16 protein-coding genes are annotated in these 17,229 nt (G+C 73.9%); 15 read left to right on the top strand and 1 reads right to left on the bottom strand.

Going from position 1 to position 17,229, the window contains the following annotated elements; genetic code table 11:
- The first annotated feature begins 61 nt into the window (after positions 1–61).
- The 4 genes from ASF17_RS11430 (at position 62) to ASF17_RS11445 (ending at position 3,828) form a co-directional block, all read left to right on the top strand.
- Positions 62–1,252: a flagellin N-terminal helical domain-containing protein gene (locus tag ASF17_RS11430; RefSeq protein WP_055799752.1), complete on the top strand. Its 1,191-nt coding sequence runs from the start codon at positions 62–64 to the stop codon at positions 1,250–1,252.
- A gap of 215 nt (positions 1,253–1,467) precedes the next feature.
- Positions 1,468–2,868, top strand: a complete 1,401-nt coding sequence (gene fliD / locus ASF17_RS16100) for a flagellar filament capping protein FliD (RefSeq protein ID WP_055799755.1) — start codon at positions 1,468–1,470, stop codon at positions 2,866–2,868.
- On the top strand, positions 2,865–3,365 hold the full coding sequence (gene fliS, locus ASF17_RS11440; RefSeq protein WP_235476577.1) for a flagellar export chaperone FliS: 501 nt from the start codon (positions 2,865–2,867) through the stop codon (positions 3,363–3,365). The genes fliD and fliS overlap by 4 nt, the downstream gene beginning before the upstream one ends.
- The gene (locus ASF17_RS11445) at positions 3,355–3,828 is read left to right on the top strand and encodes a hypothetical protein (RefSeq protein WP_055799758.1); all 474 of its coding nucleotides are present in this window, start codon (positions 3,355–3,357) and stop codon (positions 3,826–3,828) included. The genes fliS and ASF17_RS11445 overlap by 11 nt, the downstream gene beginning before the upstream one ends.
- A 165-nt stretch (positions 3,829–3,993) precedes the next feature.
- Here the strand turns inward: ASF17_RS11445 and ASF17_RS11450 are convergent, their stop codons facing one another.
- A complete protein-coding gene (locus tag ASF17_RS11450) occupies positions 3,994–5,550 on the bottom strand; it encodes a CitMHS family transporter (RefSeq protein WP_055799763.1) in 1,557 nt (518 codons plus the stop codon).
- Positions 5,551–5,793: 243 nt separating this feature from the next.
- Between ASF17_RS11450 and ASF17_RS11455 the strand changes: the two genes are divergently transcribed.
- From ASF17_RS11455 to ASF17_RS11505, 11 genes are all read left to right on the top strand, one after another.
- The gene (locus ASF17_RS11455; RefSeq protein WP_055800771.1) at positions 5,794–7,644 is read left to right on the top strand and encodes a sensor histidine kinase; all 1,851 of its coding nucleotides are present in this window, start codon (positions 5,794–5,796) and stop codon (positions 7,642–7,644) included.
- Positions 7,641–8,366: a response regulator gene (locus ASF17_RS11460; protein ID WP_055799766.1), complete on the top strand. Its 726-nt coding sequence runs from the start codon at positions 7,641–7,643 to the stop codon at positions 8,364–8,366. Before ASF17_RS11455 ends, ASF17_RS11460 begins: the two co-directional genes overlap by 4 nt.
- A 184-nt stretch (positions 8,367–8,550) precedes the next feature.
- Positions 8,551–8,898, top strand: coding sequence for a flagellar basal body rod protein FlgB (locus ASF17_RS11465; protein ID WP_055799770.1), 348 nt, complete (start codon positions 8,551–8,553; stop codon positions 8,896–8,898).
- Positions 8,895–9,290, top strand: coding sequence for a flagellar basal body rod protein FlgC (locus tag ASF17_RS11470; RefSeq protein ID WP_055799773.1), 396 nt, complete (start codon positions 8,895–8,897; stop codon positions 9,288–9,290). Before ASF17_RS11465 ends, ASF17_RS11470 begins: the two co-directional genes overlap by 4 nt.
- Positions 9,290–9,655 (top strand): flagellar hook-basal body complex protein FliE, encoded by a 366-nt coding sequence (gene fliE, locus ASF17_RS11475; RefSeq protein ID WP_082475298.1) that lies wholly within the window; start codon positions 9,290–9,292, stop codon positions 9,653–9,655. Before ASF17_RS11470 ends, fliE begins: the two co-directional genes overlap by 1 nt.
- A complete protein-coding gene (fliF, locus tag ASF17_RS11480; RefSeq protein WP_055799776.1) occupies positions 9,655–11,334 on the top strand; it encodes a flagellar basal-body MS-ring/collar protein FliF in 1,680 nt (559 codons plus the stop codon). The genes fliE and fliF overlap by 1 nt, the downstream gene beginning before the upstream one ends.
- The gene (gene fliG / locus ASF17_RS11485; protein WP_255354966.1) at positions 11,331–12,380 is read left to right on the top strand and encodes a flagellar motor switch protein FliG; all 1,050 of its coding nucleotides are present in this window, start codon (positions 11,331–11,333) and stop codon (positions 12,378–12,380) included. Before fliF ends, fliG begins: the two co-directional genes overlap by 4 nt.
- 273 nt (positions 12,381–12,653) lie before the next feature.
- Positions 12,654–13,484 (top strand): hypothetical protein, encoded by an 831-nt coding sequence (locus ASF17_RS11490; protein ID WP_156357408.1) that lies wholly within the window; start codon positions 12,654–12,656, stop codon positions 13,482–13,484.
- Positions 13,481–14,884: a FliI/YscN family ATPase gene (locus ASF17_RS11495; protein WP_235476580.1), complete on the top strand. Its 1,404-nt coding sequence runs from the start codon at positions 13,481–13,483 to the stop codon at positions 14,882–14,884. The genes ASF17_RS11490 and ASF17_RS11495 overlap by 4 nt, the downstream gene beginning before the upstream one ends.
- Positions 14,884–15,303: a flagellar FliJ family protein gene (locus tag ASF17_RS11500; protein ID WP_055799784.1), complete on the top strand. Its 420-nt coding sequence runs from the start codon at positions 14,884–14,886 to the stop codon at positions 15,301–15,303. The genes ASF17_RS11495 and ASF17_RS11500 overlap by 1 nt, the downstream gene beginning before the upstream one ends.
- A complete protein-coding gene (locus tag ASF17_RS11505) occupies positions 15,300–16,139 on the top strand; it encodes a C40 family peptidase (RefSeq protein ID WP_055799786.1) in 840 nt (279 codons plus the stop codon). The genes ASF17_RS11500 and ASF17_RS11505 overlap by 4 nt, the downstream gene beginning before the upstream one ends.
- Positions 16,140–17,229 lie beyond the last annotated feature (1,090 nt).

Consider the following 17,229-nt stretch of genomic DNA (forward strand, 5'->3'; position numbering starts at 1 on the left):
GTAGCCGGTGTCAGCCCACGGATGGGCCGACGAACACCACCCAGTCACGGAGGAGAACACCATGGGTATGCAGATCAACACCAACCTCGCGGCCAACAACACGTACCGCAACCTGAACGCCACGCAGAACGACCTCTCGAAGAGCCTCGAGAAGCTCTCGTCCGGTCTCCGCATCAACCGTGCCGCTGACGACGCGGCCGGCCTCTCGATCTCCGAGGGCCTGCGTTCGCAGGTCGGCGGACTGACGGTCGCCGCACGCAACGCCCAGGACGGCATCTCCGTCGTGCAGACCGCTGAAGGTGGGCTCACCGAGACCCACTCCATCCTCCAGCGCATGCGCGACCTGGCCGTCCAGGCCGGCAACGACTCGAACAACGCCGACTCGCGCAAGGCCATCACCACCGAGGTCGACGCGCTGCAGAAGGAGCTCTCGCGCATCTCGGCGTCGACGAACTTCAACGGCACCAACCTGCTCGACGGCAGCAAGAGCTCGCTGAAGTTCCAGGTCGGCGCCAACAGCGGTTCGGACAGCCAGATCACCGTCGACCTGTCGAAGGCGAACGTCTCGGCGATCGCCACCAACATCAGCGGCGGCGACCTCGCCACGGCCGGCACCAAGTTCGCGATCGACGACCTCACGGCCCTCGGCACGACGGCCTCGTTCACCTCGAGCAAGGACGGCGTCAGCACGACGGTCACGACCGCCACGCTGTCGTCGACCGCCGACGGCTCCGCCACCGGCTTCCAGAGCGTAGACGAGTTCGCCACGGCCCTGAAGTCGGACGCCGCGTTCAGCGCCAACTTCAGCGTCAGCGTCGACAAGGACGCCAACGGCGCCGGCGTCGGCATCACGGTGACGGCGCTCAACGGCGGCACGCTGGCCGACGGCGACAACGACGATGCCGGCGACGGCCTCGGCGCCGGCGCGGCCGCCACGGCCCTGACCGGTGGTGTGCAGTTCGACACCGCCGAGAAGGCCCAGGCCTCGATCAAGCTGATCGACGAGCAGATCAAGACGGTCTCGACCGCCCGCTCGGAGCTCGGTGCCGTGCAGAACCGGTTCGAGCACGCGATCAACGTGACGAACGTCGCCAAGGAGAACCTCACGGCGGCCGAGTCGCGCATCCGCGACACCGACATGGCGGAGGAGATGGTCAAGTACACGCGCTCGAACATCCTCAGCCAGGCCGGCACCGCGATGCTCGCGCAGGCGAACCAGAGCACCCAGGGCGTCCTGTCGCTCCTCCGCTAGTCGGAGGTCGACCCGGCGTCAGCTCCCAGCAGACGCCGCGCGACACCAGGGCCTGACGAGTGACCGGCCCGCACCGAGACGAGAGCTGACCCTCTCGCTCACCGCGGGCCGGTCGCCCGTCGCTCGTCAGCCACCCAAACGACCCGTGCCACCCGCACGACCCGTGCCACCCGCACGACCCGCCCCGCCACCCGAGAACGCGACAGGAGCCCGCCATGGCCAACATCGGCATCGACGGTCTCGCCAGCGGGCTCGACACCACCACCCTGATCAACAACCTGATCTCGATCGAGGGCACGCCGCAGACGCTGCTCAAGAACAAGGTCTCGGCCGCGACCGGCTTCATCACGTCGATGCAGACGCTGAACGCCCAGATCTCGGCCCTCGCCACGACCGCGGCCACCGCCGCGAAGCCCGCGTCGCTGCAGGCGTACTCCGCCACGAGCAGCTCGACCGCGGCCACCGTCATGGCCTCGGCGACCGCCGCCGCCGGCTCGCTCGACCTCGTCGTCGGAGCGACCGCCCAGGCCAAGACGGCCGTCACGGCGGCCCTCACCGCCTGGCCCGACTCGCCCGCCGTCCTGACCTTCACCTCGGCCGCCGGGAAGACGGTCGAGGTGACCGCCGCCTCCTCCTCGCTCGACGACGTCGTCACCGCCGTCAACGCGTCGGGCGCCGGCGTGAGCGCCCTCAAGGTCGCCTCCGGCACCGACGCCGCGGGGGCCGTGCAGTACCGCCTCCAGCTGACGTCGAAGACGACCGGTGCCACCGGCGACTTCGCCGTGCACCGCGGCACGGCCGCCGAGGTCACCGCCGGCACCGCGCCCGATCTGCTGGCCGAGCCGGGCGCCGCCGTCGTCAAGTCGGCCCGCGACGCGTCCATCACCCTCTACGCGGGGTCACCCGCCGAGCAGGTGGTGACCAGCGCCTCCAACACCTTCGCCGATCTGCTGCCCGGCGTCTCGGTCACGGTCACCGCCGTCTCGGCAGCCGCTGACAAGCCGATCACCATCTCCGTCTCGCGCGACACCGCCACGGCAGGCAAGGTCGCGTCGGGGCTCGTCTCGAGTCTCAACGCCGTGCTCGGCGCCATCACGAGCGGGCAGGCCACCACGAGCAGCACGAGCGCGACGGGCAACACGACCGTCAAGGGCGGTGCCTACACGGGGCAGTCGTCGGTCCGAGCGGCCCAGATCGCCCTGCAGTCGGCGGCCTCGATCCCCGTCGACGGCCGCTCACCCGCGACCATCGGCATCAGCATCGGACGCGACGGCTCGTTCGCCTTCGACGCCGACAAGTTCCAGGCGGCGCTCGCCGCCGACCCCGCCGCGACCCAGTCGATGCTCAGCGGGATCGCCGAGCGCGTCGCCGCGGCTGCCACCGGCGCCTCGGACAAGACGACCGGCACCCTGACCGCCGTCATCACCGGCCAGCAGTCGGTCGTGAAGGACCTCGGCGTCCGCATCGCCGACTGGGACCTCCGTCTCGTCGCGCGTCGCGCGACCCTCCAGACCACCTACAACAACCTCGAGGTGAAGCTGCAGGCGCTCCAGTCGCAGTCCACCTGGCTCAGCAGCCAGATCTCCTCCCTGACCTCCTCGACGAGCGGCTCATGATGAACGCACAAGGATTCGCGGCCTTCGCCGCCGCATCGGCGGGACCCTCCGCCGCCGAGAGGCGCCAGCGCGCCCAGTACACGTCGGAGGCCGTGCTCTCGGCCACCCCCGTGCAGCTCGTCACGATGCTCTACGACCGGCTCATGCTCGACCTCTCACGCGCCGAGGCCGCCCAGGTGAGCGGATCGTGGCTCGTCGCCTCCGAGCAGCTGCAGCACGCGCAGGCGATCGTCGCCGAGCTGTCGTCGTCGCTGCGCATCGACGTCTGGGACGGCGGCGAGGGTCTGCTCGCCCTCTACGGCTACGCGTCGACGGCGCTCGTCAACGCCAACGTGCACCGCGACGTCGCCCTCACGCGCGAGGTCGTCGGCCTGCTCGAGCCGCTCCGGCAGGCCTGGCGCGAGGCCGGCTCCTCGCTGCAGGCCGCCGAGGCCGCCGCCCGACCCGCCGCCACCGCGACGAGCGGTCTGCCGGGAGGCGCGCTCGGTGTCGCCTGACGCCCCCGGTGCCGGGACGGCGCCCGAGTCCGTCGCCGCGCCTCGCGTCGCGGCGCCTCGCGTCGCCGCGCCTCGCGTCGCCGCGCCTCGCGTCGCGGTGCCGCACGACGCGGCGTCGCACGATGCGGCGTCGCACGACGCGGTGTCGCGCGTCGCGGCCTGGTCCGTCGTGCTCGACGACCTCGAGGCCCGTGTCACCCGCCTCGAACGCGACGGACGTCCCGGTGTCACGGGGCGCGCCGACGCCGACGGGACGGACCCCGCCTGGACGGCGCCCACGGGGCTCGGACCGGTGCCGTCCGTGCTGACGACCCGCGCCTCCTCGGTGCTGGCCCGTCAGCGTGCGGTGCTCCGCTCGCTGGTCGACGACCGGGCCGAGGTCGTGCAGCAACTCGGCGCCGTCCGCCGGGTCGAGGCGTCGCACGAGCCCGGTCGGCCCGTGTACCTCGACGCCCTGGGCTGACGCGTCGCTGCGCGGCGTGCCGTGGGCGGCGGGGGAGGCCGGCGGCCCTGCCGCCACGTTCTCGACACGCCGCCACGTGATCCGGTGGCGGGGTGTGGAGTCGGTGGCGGCGTGCGCGGGCTCGGCGTCGTGGGTGGCGGCTCGCGCGGGGTCAGGAGGCGCGGGTCAGCCCCAGGGGATGACGCCGATCACGATCGCCACGGCGAGCATCACCAGCGACACCACCGCCGCGCGCCACAGCACCTTCTTGTGGTGGTCGCCGAGGTTGACGTTCGCGAGGCTGACGAGCAGCAGGATCGCCGGCACGAGCGGGCTCTGCAGGTGCACGGGCTGACCGACGACCGAGGCCCGCGCCATCTCGACGGGATCGATGCCGAACGCCGCCCCGCTCTGCGCGAGCACGGGGAGGATGCCGAAGTAGAACGCGTCGTTGCTCATGAAGAAGGTGAGCGGCAGGCTCAGCACGCCGGTGATGACGGCGAGATACGGCCCCATCGAGGTGGGGATGACGTCGACCAGCCACTGCGCCATCGCGTCGACCATGCCCGTGCCGTTCAGCACGCCGATCAGGACGCCTGCGGCGAAGACCATCGACACGACCCCGACGATGCTCGGGGCGTGGGCGACGATCTCGGCGGACTGCTCCTTCACGCGGGGGAAGTTCACGAGCAGCGCGATCGCCGTGCCCACCATGAAGACGTAGGCGAGCGGGAACAGGTCGGCGACCAGCAGCACCATCACGGCGACGGTCAGCACGAGGTTGAACCAGATCATCCGCGGGCGGAGCGTGGGGCGGTCGGGGTCGAGCATCGTGTCGGCCAGCGTCGCCCCGCCGGGGGTCCCGTTCTCGTTGCCGCCGGAGCCGCCGGAGCCGCCGGAGCCGCCGGAGCCGCCGGGGTTGTCGACCGCACGCTCGCCGGGGGCGTCGGCGCGCGAGCCGTCCGCCCGTCCGCCGCGGACGCCGAGGGCGACCGTGGGGCTGGTGAACATCGAGACGCCCACGCCGGGCATCCCCGTGCCGCCGCCGCGCGACGCGGTCGCGAGCTCCTGCGACAGGGGCGACATGGCGGCCGCGGCCGCCTCGAGCTTCGAGCCGCCGATCTCGAGCGACCCGAGCCGGCGGCGCTCGCGCAGACCCATCAGCCAGGCGAAGACGAAGACGAGCACGAGACCCGCGATCAGCGACGGCACGAGCGGCACGAAGATGTCGCTCGGCTGCACGCCGAGGGCCGCGGCCGCGCGGACGGTCGGGCCGCCCCACGGGACGATGTTCAGGGTGCCGTTGGCGAGACCGGCGACGCAGGTCAGCACCACGGGGCTCATGCCGAGCTTCAGGTAGATGGGCAGCATCGCGGCCGTCGTCACGATGAACGTGGTCGACCCGTCGCCGTCGAGCGAGACCGCTCCGGCGAGCAGAGCCGTGCCGAGCACGACCTTCGCCGGGTCGTTGCCGGTCACCCGCAGGATCAGCCGCACCAGCGGATCGAACAGCCCGACGTCGATCATCAGCCCGAAGTACATGATCGCGAACATCAGCAGCGCTGCGGTGGGGGCCAGATCGCCGATCGCCTCGATGACCATGTCGCCGATGCCGAGACCGGCGCCGGCGAACAGTCCGAAGATCGTGGGCACCATGATCAGGGCCAGCATCGGCGAGAGCCGCTTGGTCATGATCAGCGCCATGAAGGTCAGCACCATGAGGTAACCGAGTACGACGAGCATCCGAACTCCTTCGTCCGTGAGCGGCACCGTGGGGGAGCCGAGCGTGTCCGGGCACGCTAGCCGCGCCTCCTCGGCCCTGTCGCGCTTCTGCGCATTCGCCGACTATCGCGCGTTCGCCACGTTCTGCGCATTCTGCTCACCCCCGCGGTGACCCGCCGCGGCCCGTGGGTGAGGGCCGAGGGCACGGCCCACGGACCGCAGGAGGCGCGGGTCGGCCCGACCGCGCCCGGTACCCTGGCCCACGTGACCGACGACAGCTCACGCCCGCGCCCGCGCAAGCGCCGGTTCGCCACCGAGGTGCTGCTGCTGCAGCTCGCCGTCGTCACCGTGATCGTCGTGCTCACCAGCGCGGTCTTCGCCGCCATCGCGGTGCAGCGCCTCGCCCGCGAGGCCGAGTCGACGGCGCTCGCCGTGGCGCAGAGCGTCGCGTCCGACACCGACGTCCGGGCCGAGGTCGCGGCCCTCAGCATCGACGGAACCCCGCTCGACGAGGAGGCGCTGGCCGGCGGCGACCTGCAGCGCACGGCCGTCGCGGCGCAGCTGCGGACCGGGGCGCTCTTCGTCGTCATCACCGACGACCGCGGCGTCCGCCTGGCCCACCCCGACGCGGAGCGCATCGGCGAGCGGGTCAGCACGAGCCCCGACGCCGCCCTCCGCGGCGAGGAGGTCGTCTCGTGGGAGCGCGGCACCCTCGGCGAGTCCGCCCGCGCCAAGGTGCCGATCGTCACGCCGACGGCCGACGACCCGCGGGCCGGCTCAGGAGGCGCGGCTGCGGCGGCGCCGTCCGCGGGCGACTCGGAGGCGGTGCGGGTGGCCGACGCCGCCGACGTGGTGGGCGAGGTCAGCGTCGGCTACGCGCCCGCCCGGGTGTACGAGACGCTCGCGCGCGACAGCCTGCCCGTGATCGGCATGGCACTGCTGGCCCTCGCCGTCGGGGTCGTGGCCTCGGTGCTCATCCGCCGACGCCTCGACCGGCTGACCCTCGGACTCCAGCCGGAGGAGCTCTCGGCCCTCGTGCAGAACCAGCAGGCGGTGCTCGGCGGCGTCGCCGAGGGCGTGCTCGCGGTGTCGCGCGACGGGGTGGTGACGGTCTGCAACGATCTGGCGCCGCGCCTCCTCGGCCTCGACCCCGGCCCGATCGTCGGTCGCCCCGTCGACGGGCTGGGGCTTCCGGGCGTGCTCGTCGACCTGCTGATCGGACCGCCGCCCGCGAGCCCGGGAGGCGCGGGTGCGGTCGGTCGCACCGCCGACGGACCGCACGACACCACCCTCGTCGTCGGGCCCCACGTGCTGCTCGTCGACGTGCGCGGCGTCTCGCGCGACGGGGTCGACCTGGGTCGCGTCGCCGTCATGCGCGACCGCACCGCCGTCGAGGCCCTCACCCGCCGGCTCGACGCGGTCGGCGCGATGACCACCGCGCTCCGGGCCCAGCGGCACGAGTTCGCCAACCGCCTGCACGCCGTGTCGGGGATGCTCGAGCTCGGGCGCACCGAGCAGGCGCGCAGCTACCTCGCCGACGTGCTCGACCACGGTCCGCTGCGCTACCCCGTCGCCCACGCGGATCGGCTGACCGAGCCCTACCTGCAGGCGTTCCTCGGCGCGAAGGGGGTCGAGGCCGCCGAACGGGGCGTGCTGCTGAAGCTCGGCCCCGAGACGCTCGTGTCGGGCGTGGTGGTCGAGCCCGGCGACGTCACGACGGTGCTCGGCAATCTCGTCGACAACGCCGTGCGGGCCGCCGTCGCCGGTCGGGTCAGCCCGGCGTGGATCGAGGTCGAGGTGCTCGACGGCGGCACCGACCTGCACCTCTCGGTGATGGACTCGGGGCAGGGGGTCGACGAGGTCGACACCCTCTTCGAGCGGCTGCGCACCGACGACGACGACCCCTCGCGGGTGCACGGGCTCGGCTTCGGCCTGCCCCTGTCGCGCGAGATCGCCCGGCGGCGCGGGGGCGACGTCTGGCTCGGCTCCTCCGGGGGCGACGACCACGGCGCCGTGTTCTGCGCCCGACTCGTCGGCGCGGTGCAGCCGCCGGCACCGTCCGCCCCGCCCGCCCCGCCCGCCCCGCCCGCCCCGCCTGAGAGGATCGAGCCGTGACGTCACCCGACCTGACCGTGCTCGTCGTCGACGACGACTTCTACGTCGCCGAGCTGCACCGCCGGCAGGTCGACGAGGTGCCCGGGTTCCGCGCGCTCGAACCGGTGGGCACGGCCGCCGAGATGCGCCGGACTCTCGCCGAGACGCCCGTCGACCTGCTGCTGCTCGACGTGCACCTGCCCGACGGCAGCGGTCTCGACCTGCTGCGCGAGGTCGACGTCGACGCGTTCGTGCTCAGCGCGGCGTCCGACGGCGAGACCGTGCGCCGGGCGCTGCGCCGCGGGGTCGTCGGCTACCTCATCAAGCCGTTCGCCTCGGGGGTGCTGAGCGACCGGCTGCGGGCCTATCAGCGCTACCGCAACGTGCTCGACGACCGCGGCTCCGTCGACCAGGAGGCCCTCGAGCGGGCCCTGCGCATCCTCCATTCCGGCGACGCGGCGAAGGCGGCGTCGCCGTCGCGCTCGGCCACCGAGCAGGCGGTGCTCGAGCAGTTCGACCACGCCGACGCGGCGGCCGCCGCCGGTGCGGAGGGAGCCGCCGGCGAGGAGGGAGACGCCGGCACCCCGGTCGAGCTCTCGGCCGCGGACGTGGCGACGAGGGTCGGCGTCTCGCGGGCGACCGCGCAGCGGTACCTCGCGGCGCTCGCGGCCGACGGTCTCGTGACGATGAAGCTCAGCTACGGCACGACCGGCCGCCCCGAGCACCGCTACTCCCGAGGCTGACCCGCCCCGCGCCTCCTCGGCTCGATCCTCTCCGCGCCCCCACTACGGGGCGGCCCGCGCCGGGCGGCTTACGCCGACCCCGACCCCGCCGATAGAGCGACGTGAGCACGGATCGCTCGCACACCCGGCCATGGATCGGCCCCCGCCCGACGCAGGGCACCCCAGACACCTCACCGGGACAGGCATGCCACTCGAATCCGTGACGCAAGCGGCGCTGCAGAGCGCCCTCGACGGTCTCTCGCTGCGCCAGAAGACCATCGCGAACAACATCGCCAACGTGAACACGCCCGGCTACCAGGCCAAGCGCGTGCAGTTCGAGGAGGCGCTCGGCCGGTCGGTCGCGGACGGCGGCGGGGCGATCCAGGCGACCACGGCGCGCTCCCTCGAGCCCACCCGCACCGACGGCAGCAACGTGAACCTCGACACCGAGACGCTCTCGAACGTCGACACCGTGCTGCGGTACCAGTTCGCGACGCAGGCGATGAACTCCGAGCTGACGGCCGTCCGCGCCGCCTTCAGGACGAACTCGTGACCGCCTTCGACGCGATCGGCATCGCGAGCACCGGCCTGACCGTGCACCGCAAGTGGCTCGACGCGGTCTCGGACAACATCGCCAACGCGAACACCGTCAAGTCGATGGACGACACGGCGTTCCAGGCGCGCTACGTCGAGGTGCAGGAGGGCGACGGCACCTCGGGCGTCTTCGTCCGCGCCGACCGCTACGGCAGCGAGGCGGGCCGGGTCACGTACTCGCCCGACCACCCGCTCGCCGACGCCGAGGGCTACGTGCGCATGCCCGACATCGACCTCGGCGCCCAGATGGGCGACCTGATCATGGCGCAGCGCGGCTACCAGGCCAACGCCGCTGTCGTCGACCGTGCCAAGACGGCCTACGAGGCCGCACTCCAGATCGGACGTGGCTGATGCCCCTCTCGGCGATCCAGGCTCTCGGAGCCGTCCAGCAGTCCGGCTACGCCGACGCCGCCTCGCTGCTGCAGGGCGCGGGCGCGGTCGGAGGTCCCGGTGCGCCCGACGCGACGGGCCGAGGAGGCGCGACCAGCGCCTCCGGGGCGACCTTCGGGGCGTCGATGGCCGGTGCCGTCGAGGGACTGCAGCAGCTGCAGGGCGAGGCGAAGACCCTCGCCGTCAAGGCCGTGACCGGTGATCTCACCGACATCCACGACGCGACCATCGCCGCGACGCGCGCGCAGGTCACGCTCGAGCTCGTCAGCGCCGTCCGCAACAAGGGCGTCGACGCCTTCAACGAGATCATGAGGATGCAGGCCTGATGCCCACCGCCGTCAAGAACTCGCTCGACCGGATGCGCGCGACCCTCGCGGGCTTCTCGATCGCCCAGCGGACGATCGCGGTCATCCTCCTCGCCGCCCTCGTGCTCGGCGTCGTGGCCCTCACCAGCTGGCTGACGAAGCCGACGTACACGCCGCTGTTCAGCGGCGTCGACCCGGCCGACGCCAGCGCCATCGTCGAGCAGCTGCAGGCCGACGGGGTGCCTTACCAGCTGACCGCGGGCGGCAACACGATCCTCGTGCCCGAGGAGCACGTCTACCAGGAGCGCCTCACCGCCGCGGCCGCCGGCCTGCCCTCGACCGCCGGCACCGGCGGCTACACGCTGCTCGACACGATGGGCGTCACCTCGTCGGAGTTCCAGCAGGACGTCACCTACAAGCGCGCCATCGAGGGCGAGCTCGCCAACACGATCAAGGCGATGGACGGCGTGAAGAACGCCACCGTGCAGCTCGCCATCCCCGAGCAGACCGTGTTCGTCGCCGAGCAGCGCGACCCGACGGCCTCGGTGTTCGTCGAGACGCAGGCGGGGGTGTCGCTGACCACCGAGCAGGTGCAGGCCATCGTCAACCTGACCAGCGCCTCCGTCGAGGGCATGACCCCCACCGGCGTCGCCGTCACCGACTCGACCGGCACGGTGCTGTCGCAGGTCGGCACCGGGGCGACCGGAGGAGGCGCGGGCGAGGCCGGCGAGTACGAGTCGAAGGTGCAGACGGCCGTCCAGACCATGCTCGACAAGGTCGTCGGCGTCGGCAACTCGTCGGTCGTGGTCGCGGCGCAGCTCGACTCGAACTCGGGAACGCGCGTCACCGAGCGGTTCACCGAGCCCGAGAGCGGCCCGCTGGCCCTGAACGAGTCGACCACGACCGAGCAGTACGGTGCGGGCGGGGCCGGCGACGGCACCGGGCGGACCGGCGTGCTCGGACCGGACAACATCGCCGTGCCCACCGGCGCCGACGGCGAGGCCGCCGGTGCGGACGGGGCGGCCGGCGACGGCTACGTCAACGAGTCGGCGACGAAGAACAACGCCGTCGACAAGGTCACCGAGACGATGAGCGTGCCCTCGGGCACCGTCGCCCGGCAGACCGTGTCCGTCGCTCTGAACGCGACGGCCGCGCAGGGCGTCAACATGCAGAGCATCCGCGACCTGGTCGACAGCGCGGCCGGCATCGACGGCGCCCGGGGCGACACCGTCGACGTCGCGATGGTCGACTTCGACACGACCGCGGCGACCGCCGCTCAGGAGGCGCTGGCCGCCGCGGACGCCGCCGCCGCGACCGAGGCCATGTGGTCGACGATCCGCACGGCCAGCATCGTCGGCGTCATCGCCCTGGCCGCCGTCATCGCGCTCATCGTCTTCGCTCGACGCAGCCGCCGCCAGGCCCGTGAGGACGTCGATCTCGGCGAGCTCGCCGCCGCCAACGCCGCCCAGACCTGGGACGCCACCATGCGACTCGACCTCGACGCCGCCTCCGGCCGGTCGATGCTCGGCGGCGACGACTCCGCGACGCAGATGCTGCCCGTCGTCGAGGCGCCCGAGCCGTCGCCCGAGGCCGTCTCGGCCGAACGCCGCCGCGCCGAGGTCGACGCCCTGGCCGAGCGCGACCCGGCCAAGACCGCGGAGCTGCTGCGCGGTCTGATGGACCAGCGGAGCGGGCTGTGACCGACGTCGCCGTGCCCTTCGGCTCGGCCACCGCCCCTCCTGCCGTCCTCACCGGCCCGCAGAAGGTCGCCGTCGTGCTCATGCAGATGGAGCAGAGCCGCGCCGCGAGCGTCATGCAGCAGTTCAGCGAGGAGGAGGCCGCCGAGATCACCGCCGAGATCGTCCGCCTCCGTCGCGTCGATCCGGCGGTCGCCGAGTCCGCGGTCGCCGAGTTCCACGAGCTGTCGGTGTCGGGCCGCTATCAGCGCCGCGGCGGGCACGACGTCGCCGTCGGACTGCTCGAGGCCTCGTTCGGCTCGGAGCGCGCGGCGGGCGTCATGGAGCGCCTCGCGTCGAACATGGCGGGCAAGTCGTTCGAGTTCCTCGACGAGGCCGAGCCCGGTCAGGTCGTCGCGCTGCTCGACGGCGAGCTGCCGCAGACCATCGCGCTCGTGCTCGCCCACGTGCGGCCCCAGCAGGCCTCGGCCGTGCTGGCGGGGCTCGACCTCGACGTGCGCACCGACGTCGCCCAGGCCATCGCCACGATGGGCACCGCGACCCCCGAGGCGGTCGCCATCGTCGCGGCCACCCTCAAGGTCCGCGCCGGCGCCGTCGTGTCGCCGCGCGACCAGGTCGAGGTCGTCGGCGGCATCCAGCCCCTCGTCGAGATCATCAACCGCAGCGACAGCGCCACCGAGCGCGCCCTGCTCGACGGCCTCGACGCCCGCGACCCGGCACTCGCCGAGGAGGTGCGCTCGCGGATGCTCACCTTCGAGGACATCGTCAAGCTCGAGGCGCGTGACATCCAGCAGGTGCTGCGCGGCATCGACGCGGCCGTGCTCGCCACGGCCATGAAGGGCGCCGCCGCGGCCGTCACCGACGTGATCCGCGGCAACGTCTCGGCGCGCAACGCCGAGCTGCTCGACGACGAGATCCAGTCGATGGGCCCCGTGCGCAAGTCGCAGGTCGAGGAGGCGCGGGCCGAGGTCGTCCGCTCCATCCGCGAGCTCGAGGCGCAGGGCGCCATCACCGTGCACCGCGCCGACGAGGACGCCCTGGTCGACTGACCGCGCCGCGCCGCCCGTGCCGCCCGCGCGGCGCCCCGCGCCGAACTCGCGCGACACCCCGGAAGCCGCGCTGCACCCCGATCTCTCGGGGTGGAGCGCGGCTTCCGGGGTGTTCGGCGGCGCGAGCGCCCGCGCGGCCCCCCTTCGGGGCGGGCGCTAACGCGGCGGGGGCGCCGGTCGAGAGTCGCAGTCGAGCACGGATCGCTCGCTTCCCCCTGGCCACGGATCGGCCGTCGTCCTCGAATCGCCGAACGGCTCGTGATGCTCGAATCCGTGATGAACGCCCCGGCCACCGCGCCGGGTTCCGTCGCGCGCGTCGTGTACCCGTCGCTCGTCGGCCCCGGTTCCGACCGCGCGGCCGCCCGCGAGGCCGACGACGTCCGTGCCGAGGCCCGAGGTCATGCCGCCGGGTACGCCGCGGGGCTCCGCGCCGCCGAGCTCGAGCTGACCGCCCGCCGGGCCGTGCTCGAGGCCGAGCACTCCGATCTCGTGCAGCGGCTCCAGGCCCATGCGCTGGCCGCCGCGGACGCGCTGGGCGCCGCAGCACGCGCTCTCGACGCCTGCGTGGTGCGGACGGTCGCCGACGCCGAGGAGGCGCTGGTCGCCTCCGCCTTCGAGCTCGCCGAGGCCGTGGTCGGCTACGAACTGCGCGCCTCCGAGCCCGAGTCGAGCCCGGCCGCGCCCGCCGCCGCCGAGGCCCCCGCCACCGTTGCCGCCGGCGCCGCCGATGCCGCGCCCGCCGGTCCCGCCGCCGCCGACGGCGCTGCACGCGGGACCGACGCCCCGGCCGTCGCGCCCGCCGAGCCCGGCGCCGACCCTCGTGTCGGACGCACCGCCCGGGCCGCCGTCGCGCGTGCCCTCGACGGGGCGGCCGGAGGCGTCGTGACGACGATCCGGATGCACCCGCTCGACCTGGCGCTCCTCGACGAGTCGACCCGCGCCTCCTCGGCTCCCCGTGCGGTGTTCGCGCCCGACGCGTCGCTGGCGCGGGGCGACGCCGAGGCCGATCTGCCGGCCGGGCTGATCGATGCGCGTCTGGGCACCGCGCTCGACCGCGCCCGCCGCGCCCTGCTGGGCCCCGCCTCGACGGGAGCGGCGTCGTGATCGGCACGCTCGCACCCCGGGCCGTCGCCGCGCGCCCGGTCGGTGCCTCCGACGAGAGCTCCGCCGAGAGCTCCGTCGCGCTCCGTCTCGCGGCCGCCCGCTCCGCCGCCCGCCCCCAGCGGGTCGGTCGGGTCAGCGCCGCCGTCGGTCTCGGCATCACCGTGATCGGGCTCGACGCCGCCGTCGGCGACGTGGTCAGCGTGGGCGAGGCGACCGACGGGTCGAACCTCGCCGAGGTCGTCGCGACGACGCCCGACGGCGTCCGCTGCATGCCGCTCGGGCGGTTGGCCGGGATCACCTCGGGCACGCCGGCCCGCTCGACGGGGCGGCCGCTGCTCGTCCCGACGGGTGCGGGGCTGTTCGGGCGGGTGCTCGACGGTCTGGGGCGTCCGATCGACGGCCGGGGCCCGCTGGTCGGCGTCGACGGTCGACCGGCCGATCTGGTGCCGCTCGACCACGAGACCCCGTCGGCGATGCACCGTGCCCGCATCGACACCCCGCTGCAGCTCGGCGTCCGCGTCCTCGACACCCTGACGACCGTCGGCAAGGGCCAGCGCGTCGGCCTGTTCGCCGGCTCGGGCGTCGGCAAGTCGTCGCTGCTGTCGATGATCGCCCGCGGCTCCGACGCCGAGGTGAGCGTGATCGCCCTCGTCGGCGAGCGCGGCCGGGAGGTGCGGGAGTTCCTCGAGGACGACCTCGGCGCCGAGGGCCTCGCCCGCTCGATCGTCGTCGTGTCGACAAGCGACGAGCCGGCGCTGATGCGTCTGCGGGCGGCGTTCGTCGCGACGCGCATCGCGGAGTCGTTCCGCGACGCGGGCGCCGACGTGATGCTGATGATGGACTCGCTGACCCGCGTCGCCATGGCGCAGCGCGAGATCGGCCTGTCGGTGGGGGAGCCCCCGGCGACCCGCGGCTACCCGCCGTCGACGTTCTCGGTGCTGGCCGGGCTGCTCGAGCGCGCCGGGACCGACCGCGTCGGCTCGGTGACGGGCATGTACACGGTCCTGGTCGACGGCGACGACCACAACGAGCCGATCGCCGACGCGGCGCGGAGCATCCTCGACGGTCACGTCGTGCTCGATCGCAAGCTGGCCGTGACCGGGCACTTCCCGTCGGTCGACGCGCTCGGCTCGGTGTCGCGCGTGGCCTCGAAGGTGACGACGCCGCCGCAGCGCACCGCCGCGACGACGCTCCGCCGGGTGATGGCCGCCCGCCGGGCCGCGCAGGACCTCCTCGACGTCGGCGCCTACCAGCGCGGGGCGAACCCGCTGGTCGACGCGGCGGTCGACAACCAGGCGGCCATCGACGCGTTCCTGCAGCAGGGCATGGACGAGCAGTCGTCGTCGGCCGAGTCGTGGGATCGCCTGGCCCGTCTCACCCAGCGGCTCGGGGGCGTGTGATGGCGCGCGCGTTCTCGCTCCTCGGGCTCCTCCGTCTCCGTCACGCTCAGCAGGGGCAGGCGGCGGCGACGCTGGCCGACGCGAACGAGCGGCTGCGCGAGGCGTCCGATCGGCGGATGGCGGCCCGGCGCACGCTGGACGACGGCCCGGTCGAGGTGTCCGACGCGGCGATGCTCAGTGCGATCGCGGCGGCGCGGGCGTCGACCCGCGGCATGCTGACCGAGCTCGACGCCGTGGCCGAGCGCCGCCGGGTCGAGGCCGACGAGGCGCAGCGCGCGTACAGCGAGGCCCGCCGGGCGGCCCTGTCGCTCGAGAAGCTCGAAGAGCAGCACGCCGCCACGACCGCGGCCGACGACCTGCGGGCCGAGCAGACCGTGCTCGACGAGATCGCATCGCAGAGCCGAGGAGGCGCGTCATGAGTCCCGTGAGCGAGGTCCTGTCGAGGATCGACGACATCCGATCGCAGATGGAGCAGATCCGGGCCGGTGTCACCGGTCGTGCCGCGGCGGCGTCCGCGGCGTCGGGCGCCTCGGGGTCGGCCGCGTCGGGCGGGTCCGCGTCGGCGTTCGCATCGGCCCTGTCGGCGACCGGCAACACGCTCGGCTCGGCGGGGTCCGCCGCCGCGGCGGCTGCGGCGCTCGGGCTGCCGGGTGCCGCGGGTGCTGCGGGCACGGCGGGTGCCGCGGGCGCGGGTGCCGCCTCCGGCGCCGGTCTCGCCGGTGCAGCCTCGGGGGTCCCGTCGACATCGGTCGATGCGGTGAAGGGTGCGATCGCGTCCGGCAGCGGAGCCGTCGGGTCGGACGTGGTGGCGGGGGCAGAGAAGTACCTCGGCGTGCCGTACGTGTTCGGGGGAGAGGACCGCACCGGCATGGACTGCTCCGGTCTCGTGCAGACGGTGTTCAAGGATCTCGGGGTGGCGATGCCGCGCGTCGTGCCCGACCAGGCCCGGATGGGCGCCGAGGTCGCCTCACTCGCCGACGCGCGCCCCGGGGACCTCATCGTGCCCAAGGGCGAGGGGCACATCGTGATCTACGTCGGGGACGGCAAGGTCCTGCACGCGCCCCGTCCCGGCAAGGACGTCCAGATCGTGAACAACTGGTACAGCGACGCCGACCTGTCGACCATCCGCCGGGTGGTCCCGGCGACCGCGGCGGCGAGCGCCGGTGTCGCGAGCGTCGGGTCGGCGGCCTTCGCGGGCACCGACATGACGACCGCGGCGTTGCAGCAGCTGATGCGGGCGGGGGCGGTCTCGTGACGGGCCTCCGCACGCTGCCGTTCGCGGCGCCGTCGATCGATGCTGCGGCGTCCGGTCGTGGACGGGCGTCGGGTGCCTCGGCCGGAGGCGCGAGGGCCGACGGGGCCTTCGGCGCGGCGATGCTGTCGGCCGCCCCTGCCACGCCCGGTCCTGCTGCGTCCGGTTCTGCTGGGCTCGGTCATGCTGCGTCGGGGTCTGCTGCGTCCGGTTCTGCTGCGAGCCGTTCCGGTGCGCGCGACTCCGCCGAGTCCGACGTCGACGCGAGGGATGCGGTCGTCCCCGACCGCCGGACGGCCGGTTCGCTCGGTGATCCGAGCGGTTCGTCGCTCGCCGGTTCGTCGGGGCCGCTCGTCGACGGTTCCGGGGCCCTCGCCCTCCTCGGCGCGGTCCCGGCCGGTGCCGGCTCGTCCAGCCCGGCTGCGTCCGGTCCGGCCGTGTCAGGCACGATCGGGATCGGATCGAGCGGGCCCGGATCATCCGTCCCCGCGCAGGTGACGGCGGCCCCGTCGCCGTCCGTCCGCGTCGGGTCGGCCTCCGCCGAGGCTCCCTCGTCGAACGACCCGACCCGGGGATCCGAGTCGGCGACGCTCACCCCCGGATCCGTCCCGGGCACCGACCTCATCACCGGAGAGGCGTCGACGTCAGTGACGACGACGACGGCGCCGTTCCCGTCGGAGTCCGGGTCCGCGTCGGCGACGATGCTCGCGTCGGCGTCGGCGTCGGCGTCGGCGTCGGCGTCGGCGTCGGTGTCGGCGTCGGCGTCGGTGTCCGCGTCCGCGTCCGCGCTGGCGTCAGTGCTCGCGTCTGCGTCTGCGTCCGAGCCGGGGCCCGCGTCTGCGACAGCGGCGGTGGCGACTGCAGCGGCGTCCGCGACAGCGGTGGCGTCTGCGACAGCCGCGGCGCCCGCGATAGTGATAACGCCCGCGACAGAGTCGACGTCCGCAACAGCCGCGGCGTCGGCGTCGGCGCGCGTGCCCGACGCCGGAGTCGGTCAGGCCGGCCCGATTCCGGGATCCTCCCTGACTCCGCTTGCTCCGCATGCAGTCGCGACGCCTTCCGGCAGCGCACCGGCCGGGTCACCCGTCGCTCC

Source organism: Frigoribacterium sp. Leaf263 (assembly GCF_001422285.1).
Taxonomy (GTDB): domain Bacteria; phylum Actinomycetota; class Actinomycetes; order Actinomycetales; family Microbacteriaceae; genus Frigoribacterium.